Origin of the sequence: Bacillus sp. JJ664, assembly GCF_036962205.1 — a bacterium.
Lineage (GTDB): Bacteria > Bacillota > Bacilli > Bacillales > Bacillaceae_G > Gottfriedia.
The window spans coordinates 115,384-123,312 of record NZ_JBALMS010000051.1 but is presented as its reverse complement, the minus strand read 5'-3'; the positions used below and the strand labels follow the sequence as shown (position 1 = coordinate 123,312).

8 protein-coding genes are annotated in these 7,929 nt (G+C 33.1%); all 8 read right to left on the bottom strand.

What is annotated here, in order from left to right; translation table 11 throughout:
• Positions 1-107: 107 nt before the first annotated feature.
• Positions 108-506 (bottom strand): VOC family protein, encoded by a 399-nt coding sequence (locus tag V7056_RS09805; RefSeq protein ID WP_499701474.1) that lies wholly within the window; start codon positions 504-506, stop codon positions 108-110.
• A 30-nt stretch (positions 507-536) separates the two neighbouring features.
• The gene (locus tag V7056_RS09800; RefSeq protein WP_499701472.1) at positions 537-1,634 is read right to left on the bottom strand and encodes a threonine aldolase family protein; all 1,098 of its coding nucleotides are present in this window, start codon (positions 1,632-1,634) and stop codon (positions 537-539) included.
• Between the two features lie 89 nt (positions 1,635-1,723).
• Complete coding sequence (locus V7056_RS09795; protein ID WP_499701470.1) at positions 1,724-2,323, bottom strand: class I SAM-dependent methyltransferase; 600 nt, start codon at positions 2,321-2,323, stop codon at positions 1,724-1,726.
• A gap of 85 nt (positions 2,324-2,408) precedes the next feature.
• Positions 2,409-3,497 carry a DUF871 domain-containing protein gene (locus V7056_RS09790; RefSeq protein WP_499701468.1) on the bottom strand — a complete coding sequence of 363 codons (1,089 nt, stop codon included), beginning with the start codon at positions 3,495-3,497 and terminating at the stop codon, positions 2,409-2,411.
• 55 nt (positions 3,498-3,552) lie between these two features.
• Positions 3,553-4,920, bottom strand: coding sequence for a PTS transporter subunit EIIC (locus V7056_RS09785; protein WP_499701466.1), 1,368 nt, complete (start codon positions 4,918-4,920; stop codon positions 3,553-3,555).
• 62 nt (positions 4,921-4,982) lie between these two features.
• The gene (gene murQ, locus V7056_RS09780; protein WP_499701464.1) at positions 4,983-5,873 is read right to left on the bottom strand and encodes an N-acetylmuramic acid 6-phosphate etherase; all 891 of its coding nucleotides are present in this window, start codon (positions 5,871-5,873) and stop codon (positions 4,983-4,985) included.
• Positions 5,874-6,107: 234 nt separating this feature from the next.
• Positions 6,108-7,091 (bottom strand): ketoacyl-ACP synthase III, encoded by a 984-nt coding sequence (locus tag V7056_RS09775; RefSeq protein WP_499701462.1) that lies wholly within the window; start codon positions 7,089-7,091, stop codon positions 6,108-6,110.
• Between the two features lie 122 nt (positions 7,092-7,213).
• Positions 7,214-7,915: an aspartate/glutamate racemase family protein gene (locus V7056_RS09770; RefSeq protein ID WP_499701460.1), complete on the bottom strand. Its 702-nt coding sequence runs from the start codon at positions 7,913-7,915 to the stop codon at positions 7,214-7,216.
• Between the last annotated feature and the right edge of the window lie 14 nt (positions 7,916-7,929).

Genomic DNA, 7,929 nt, shown 5'->3' with positions numbered 1-7,929 from the left:
TGGAGTGGAAATCAAAGACTTCTCTTTTTTAAATTATATTGTTATTTAGTTTTTAACATGTGATATTTTCATTTACTAAATTGCTGTGTTATTTAAAGTTTATATACTTATTTTTTTCCAAAGCTCAATTGCCAAGACACTCCAAATTGATCATTGACCCATGCAAATTTCTCGCTAAACGGATACGCAGCTAAAGGCATTAATACCTCGCCATCTTGGCTTAATTTCTCAAATGCATTGTCTAATTCCTCTTCAGATTCACAAGTTACATAAAGTGATACAGAAGGTGTGAATGTAAATTTATGCTTTACAGTACTATCAATACACATAAACTGTTGACCATTTAGTGTGAATGTAGCATGAATAACTTTACCTTCAAACTCGCCCATTTCAGCTCCATAGTGAGTAATATTGACTACTTCAGAATGATTAAATAAAGACATATAATAATTCATTGCTTCTTCAGCTTTACCTTCAAACATTAAGAAAGTCGTAATTTTTTGCATAGAAAACTCATACTCCTCTATTTTTAATTATTATTTAACTATTCCACTTAATTTATCATTTAAAATTTGGAATACATTACTTATTGTTTCTTTAGATACCTTACCAAATTGATCTCCAAGACTGATCTCACAATAACAGCTATTTTCGTCAATCGGTCTTAGATTACCTGTTATTCCAATATTCGTTTCCTCATAAACGTCAATTAATACTGATTTCACATTTTCGATTGGTGCATCAAAATGCACATGGAACATATTAGACACAGGGATTAAAGGCACAGTTGTCGTAGCTTTACATTCATTAAATAAGCTAGCAAGCTCAATTGCACTTTCATAGTAAGTAGCCATTTTATGAACGCGCTTGTCGAAATAATAATCAGCAGTAATGATATATGGATACAAACTGATTAAATCGCCACCATGGCGTCTTTTCCAAATCTTAGACTCTTCAATAAAGTCCTGATCTCCGGCAAGTATAGCCCCAGCTAGTCCACCAATCCCCTTATAAAATGACACATAAACGCTATCAAACAACTGACAAACTTCAGCTGCTGTCTTTTGATAGTATGGCAGAATTTCAAATAGTCTTGCCCCATCCAATTGCAGCTTAATTCCTTTCTCACGACAATATGTAGAGATTGATTCTAATACTTCAAAATCTGGCAATTGCCCACCAATCTCACGTTGAGGTAATTCAATTAGTAAACATGAAATCTCTTCTTCTAATGATAAAACATCCTCTAACTCAATTAGCCTATTTTTATCCGCTAATAATATCGGCTCAATGCGATGCAATTCTTTTAACCCATCTTCCTCATGTATCTCCAAGTGACTCAGTGGATGATACGCAACTTTATGTATACCATTTCGATCACACCATATTCTTAATGCTATTTGCTGAGCCATCGTACCGCTCGGAAAAAATACCGCTTTATCTTTACCTAAATAGGTAGCCATCTTTTCCTGAAAATTTTCAATTACTTTACCATTTCCATATACATCGCTTTCGTAATCTTCGTCATAACTAATTAGCGCATCTTTTAACACCTGAAAATCTCTCGGTCCATGTCCAACTAATTGGTATTTTGTACGTTTAAAAGCTTCTAAAAATGCATTCTTTTCAGTCATAGTAACTCTCCCTTTCATCTTGGGGAAACTAAATCTTTCCTACATATACGATTCTCCAATTTGATTACGAATTCCTTGCATTCAAACAACTAATATACTAAATGATAAATCAAAAACCGTTCATTTTGATTGCGTTCATATAATCCAGGAATAATCATTTCTTTCTTCAACTCGAATGCAGTCTGGTATTCTAAAAAGTAAATATATTCATCTGAGACGTAATATAACACTATTTCAATTTCCCTTCTTGCTGTCTCTACTGATACCAAAATATTTTTAATAATTTTCATAAAAATTTGTATGGAAAAAGGATTAAAAAAGTAAAAATGATTGTCTAAAGGTTGTATTTCATAATTTTCTGCAAAGCAATGATAGAACTGAATTTTCTCATCATCTTTCTTTACATAAAGTTTCTTGTTTTGAATTGCTTCCAAATAAAATGTCTCATTCATTTCGATCCCAATAACTGATGCATTAAATAAGTAATGAATATAAAAGTTTAATCGTCCCTTACCACAACCGAAATCAACAATACGATCAGTGCTTTTTAGTTCATACTGTTTGAATAAAATTTCTAGCGCAGCATAAGGCGTAGGTTCATATCGATGATAATGCAAAGATTCATTAAACCCAACTTGCTCGCCTTCAGTTTTAATATTTAATAATTCATCATAATACTTTTCTTTCATTTATTTCCTACCATCCAATTTCTTATAATCTCTCTTTAAATCATAAAGGTTTTTTAGAAACTATCAAAGAGGAAAGAATTTACTTTTAAACAGATTGTAATCGCTTGTCTTCTACTGGTATTAATTTTAAATTACTACCAGCTCCAATATAAGATAATAATTGAAGATCTTCGTCTATGACTTTACCCACAACATTAACTTTTGGATCACTCGGTAAATTGGTAAGTGTAATTTGCATTTCACCAGCATATCTACCATAAAGTTCATTGTCGATTGTAATTGATCCTCGTACACGGTCAGTTGTATTGTTAGGCGATAATTTTACATGACCAAATCTACCGTATAATCTAGATTCCATAGACCGAATTACATCTCTAGCTGGGTCTTCTCGGTTCGTGTGAATTTCCTCTATACTGTTTAGAAGTGTACGATCTAATAAATCAGTTTTATAACGTAATGGAATATAATCTTTTGCCATAGCTAGAATTTCCACCGTTTTTTTCGTTAAACTTATATCTCCAACGAGTACTTTATCGACATAGCAGGATTTAATTAATTCCAAATAGGCATGTAGTGGAATCGCTTCACGATGCTTCTCCAATGTTGGTAAGCCATTAAAAAGAGGACCTCTTTTTTCACCATCACCCGGAATAAAGGCCATGGTTGTTAAACCACATTTTTTTAACCACCGATTTTTTTCTATTAGATAATGTTTTGACAACCCTGTTTCTGGTCTAGGATAAAAATTATGCCAAGCTTCTACATTTTCAGTACATAAATCATAATGAAGTAAAGTCTCTAAAAATTCCTCGGTAATTGTACTAGCATTTAATGCTATTTTCATCTTTTTTGAAAGTTCCGCAATTTGTTTTTCTGATAAACCGTAATCAACTCTTAAACCAGAAACGCCCCAATTGACAAGTTCAGTTACAGAGGAGTAGTTTAAACCTAAGTACGATAAGGATTTAGGCGAAATATCTGCAATTAGTTCCATTTGATGATCCATAGCCTGCTGACCAAGTAGTTGTAAAAGTTCTTTATAAGTTGAAGGATCGTCTTCTGGTATATGAAGTGAAGTAAAAATTGATTGAAATCCACTTGCTTTTGCTGACTGGATCAATTGAAGATTCTTTTCGATATGTTCTTTTGATAAATAGATTGAAATTCCTAGCATAAGTTCTCTTCCTTTCTATCAAAAAAAGGAGGTTTCAAAAAACCTCCTTTTTGTGTTACAAGTTATCTGCCATTTCTTCTTTGAAGCCGAACAAGTATGTGAAAATGAAACCAAAAGTGTATGCTATCACAATTCCAATAAAGTATAAGATATATTTATTATCTGCAATTAATGGAAGTAATGATAATCCTGATACACCAATACCAACTGAAGCTGTTTTCATTACAGCCTGAAATGCTCCACCAACTGCTGCACCAAGACAAGCAGTTAAGAATGGTCTACCTAATGGTAATGTTACCCCGTATAATAGCGGCTCGCCTATCCCTAAAAATCCAACTGGCAACGCACCTTTTATCACATTTTTTAAATTTTTATTTTTTGTTTTTACAAAAATTGCTATTGCTGCACCTACTTGACCAGCACCAGCCATCGCTAAAATTGGAAGAATCGGTGTTACTCCCATTGTATTAATAAATTCCATATGAATCGGTGTTAAACCATGATGTAGACCAACCATTACTAATGGTAAGAAAGTTCCTGCCAACACAGCTCCTGCTATCGGTCCACCAATATCTAAAATACTGTTAATGCCACTTGTAATTCCGTCTGATAAAATACCCGCTACTGGTTGAATTGCATATAAAGTTAATAATCCAACAATTAATATAGTCATTAAAGGTGTTACAATAATATCAATTGCATTTGGCACAATTTTACGAACACGCTTTTCAATAACCGTCATTAGCCATGCTGCAAACATGACTGCAAACAAACCGCCTCGACCAGGAATTAATGCTTCACCGAATATTTTAATTTCAGCTAGACCTGGATTAATAATTAAAATACCAGCGATTGCACCAAGTACTGGTGTACCACCAAATTCCTTTGCAGTATTTAGACCGACTAAAATACCTAAATATGCAAAGATACCACTACCAATCAATAAAAGGATCTGCATCCAAGTTTGAGTTGGATCAACTCCAGCATTTTTAGCAAAGTTTGCAATTCCATTGATGATTCCAGAAGCAATTAAACCTGGAATTAATGGAATGAAAATGCTTCCAATTTTACGTAATATATTTTTAATTGGTGTATTATTTTTACTTTTTATTTCTGATTTTTTTTGATCAGCAATCCCATCAAACTTATTGTCCTCTGCTACTTCACCAATCTTCAAACCTGTTTCTTTACTCATTTCATCCGCAACTTTATTTACAGTTCCTGGACCGACTACAATTTGTAAAGTATCATCCTCAATCACACCCATTACGCCATTAATCTTCTTAAGTAATGGGATATTTACTTTTTGATCGTCCTTCAATGTTAATCGTAATCGAGTCATACAATGAGCAACACTTTTAATATTATCTTTACCACCAATCTGCTCAGCTATTTCTTTAGCTAAACGTTGTTCTTTGTTCATAACTACCCCTCCAGTTTCTTTATTTATTTATTTATTTATTTATTTATTTATTTATTTATTTTCTAAACCGTTAAAGTTTTTCGTACAAAGCCATCTGCTTCTTTTAATTTCTCTAAAGCATCGTCATAATTACATTGAACTAAAATCATAACGATTGCAGCTTTCACATTTTTATTTGCTTGTTCATAGTATTTAGATGCAGTTTCATAATCGACATCTGTAGCTTCCATAATAATTCGTTTTGAACGTTCAATTAGTTTAATATTTGTGGATTGCATATCAACCATTAGGTTTTTATATACTTTACCAATTCCAATCATAGAAGCAGTAGAAATCATATTTAACACTAATTTTTGTGATGTTCCCGCTTTTAATCGAGTTGATCCTGTTAATATTTCGGGACCAGGCACTACTTCAATGCTAACTTCTGCAAATTTACTAATTTCTGAATTTTTATTACAAGCTACACTACCTGTACTTGCTCCAACTTCTTTTGCATACTGTAAACCACCAATTACATATGGTGTTCTACCACTTGCTGCAATTCCAATAACGATATCTTTATCATCTAAGGAAATCTCTTTCAGATCGTTTACTGCAAAATCTTCGCGATCCTCTGCACCTTCTACAGCAACTGTGAACGCTTTCAAACCACCTGCAATTAATCCTTGAACCATTTCTGTTTCTGTACCAAATGTTGGCGGACATTCAACAGCATCTAATATACCTAATCGGCCACTTGTTCCTGCTCCAATATAAATTAATCTTCCTCCTTTTTTAAAGGATTCAATTACTTTTAAAACAAGTCTTTCAATATTTTCTATTTCATTTCCTACAGCAGTTGGTACACTATGATCTTCCTCGTTCATTGCTGTAAGAATCTGTTTTGTTGTCATTTCATCTAAATTAGATGTCTTATTATTCCTTGCCTCTGTTGATAAATTCTCTAACATCAAATCACCTTTCTTTCAAAAAAATGAAATTTCATTTCACACTTTTATTCTATTACTTTGAAATTAAATGTCAATACTAATCAAACATATTATGAAATTTTATTTCATTTCTTTGTTTAATATACCTAATCTTCTTAATCTAGGATACTCATTTTTTAGTATGGCATGCGGTGAGTTTCTATTCATAAAAAAAAGAACTGTCATCATACAGTTCTTTATAATGATTCATATTTTTTATAGTGACCAATTAATAAGTAACCCTGCTTGAGCCAACCCACCACCAAAACCATATAATAATACTTTATCTCCATTTTTAAGTTTTCCTTCAACAACCCCTTGATCTAGTGATAATGGAATCGTAGCTGATGATGTATTTCCGTAGTCCACTAGGCTATACAAGGTACGTTCAATTGGAAAATCACTTCTTTCACATATTGATTCGATCATTCTTAAATTCGCACTATGTGGGACAAACCAATCTACTTCATTAAGCGAAATAGCAGCATTCTCAACCACTTTCGTCATACCTTTTGGTACTGAAGTAACCGCCCATTTATACACTTCGCGACCATTTTGTACGATTTTATGACTATTGATTAACTCTTCTTCAAACATTTGATTCGCTAGGTTTGTGCAATACAAGTGTTTACCTTTATCTCCTTCAGAACCTATATGTGAAGAAAGAAAACTCGGATTTTCTTCATCGTATTCTACTAGAACTGCTCCTGCACCATCTCCAAATAATATACATGTAGTTCGATCTTCATAATCGGTAATTTTAGATAAAGTCTCTGCACCAACCACAAGAATCTTCTTATTTAATCCTGAGGTTACTAACCCATTTGCAATATACAATCCATAAGTAAACCCTGCACATGCGGCATTTAAGTCAATTGCGCCAGCATTCTTAATACCTAGTTTTGCTTGGATTAATGATGCTACGCTTGGTGTATTAAAATCGGCCGTTAATGTACAAACAATAATCATATCAACATCTTCCACTGTTTGCTCATATCGTTCCATTAAATTTATTACTGCCTTATAGCTTATATCACTAGTAAATTCATCTCGATCAGCAATTCTACGTTCTTTTATTCCAGTTCGTTTTACAATCCATTCATCATTTGTTTCTACTATTTTTTCCAAATCATAGTTCGTTAGTTTCTTTTCTGGGACATACGAACCTATTGCAGTAATTCTAGCTTTTGATGTTAACATAGCTTAGTCACCTCACTGATTTTTTTGTTACACTCATTATAACACCATATCCTAGTAGTAGGTACTAATTTTTTCGTAGAAATTTTTAACTACCTTTTATATATCTTTCCTAGCTATCAATATTACCGTTCATTACGTAATGAAAACTCCACTGCATTTTCTGCATGAATTTTCGTTGTATCATACACAGGGACACGACAATTCTCTTGAGAAATTAGTAGTGTAATTTCAGTACACCCAAGAATTACTGCTTCTGCACCTTGATCGATCAACTTATCAATAATTTCTAAATAGGCTTGCTTTGAATTTTCTTTAATTAACCCTAAACAAAGTTCCTCATAAATAATGTCATGTATGATTTTACAATCTTCTGGTGTAGGAACGAATACATCAAGTCCAAATTGTTCAATCAGTCTACCTTTATAGAAATCCTGCTCCATTGTAAAAGCAGTACCTAACAAAGCAACTTTTTTTCTTCCATCATTTACAATTAGTTTTGCTGTGGCATCCGCGATATGTAGTAAAGGAATAGAAATTGCATCTTCTATTTCTTCAGCCATTTTGTGCATAGTATTCGTACAAATGACAATACAATCCGCTCCGCTTATTTCGAGTTTGCGGGCAATATCTATCATAATTTCTGTAGCTTCCGCCCACTTTCCTTCATGTTGAAGAGTCTTAATTTCTTCAAAGTCAACTGAGTACAGCAAACTCTTTGCAGAATGATGCCCACCTAGCTTTTCTTTTACAGTTTGATTAATGATTTGATAATAAAGCAAGGATGATTCCCAGCTCATTCCTCCGATTAAACCAATTGTTTTCATTTGGATTGCTCCTT

Excerpts from the sequence above, each read along its gene's own strand:
- V7056_RS09805 (WP_499701474.1), bottom strand. The coding sequence starts at position 506 with ATGCAAAAAATTACGACTTTCTTAATGTTTGAAGGTAAAGCTGAAGAA.
- V7056_RS09800 (WP_499701472.1), bottom strand. The coding sequence starts at position 1,634 with ATGACTGAAAAGAATGCATTTTTAGAAGCTTTTAAACGTACAAAATAC.
- V7056_RS09795 (WP_499701470.1), bottom strand. The coding sequence starts at position 2,323 with ATGAAAGAAAAGTATTATGATGAATTATTAAATATTAAAACTGAAGGC.
- V7056_RS09790 (WP_499701468.1), bottom strand. The coding sequence starts at position 3,497 with ATGCTAGGAATTTCAATCTATTTATCAAAAGAACATATCGAAAAGAAT.
- V7056_RS09785 (WP_499701466.1), bottom strand. The coding sequence starts at position 4,920 with ATGAACAAAGAACAACGTTTAGCTAAAGAAATAGCTGAGCAGATTGGT.
- murQ (WP_499701464.1), bottom strand. The coding sequence starts at position 5,873 with ATGTTAGAGAATTTATCAACAGAGGCAAGGAATAATAAGACATCTAAT.
- V7056_RS09775 (WP_499701462.1), bottom strand. The coding sequence starts at position 7,091 with ATGTTAACATCAAAAGCTAGAATTACTGCAATAGGTTCGTATGTCCCA.
- V7056_RS09770 (WP_499701460.1), bottom strand. The coding sequence starts at position 7,915 with ATGAAAACAATTGGTTTAATCGGAGGAATGAGCTGGGAATCATCCTTG.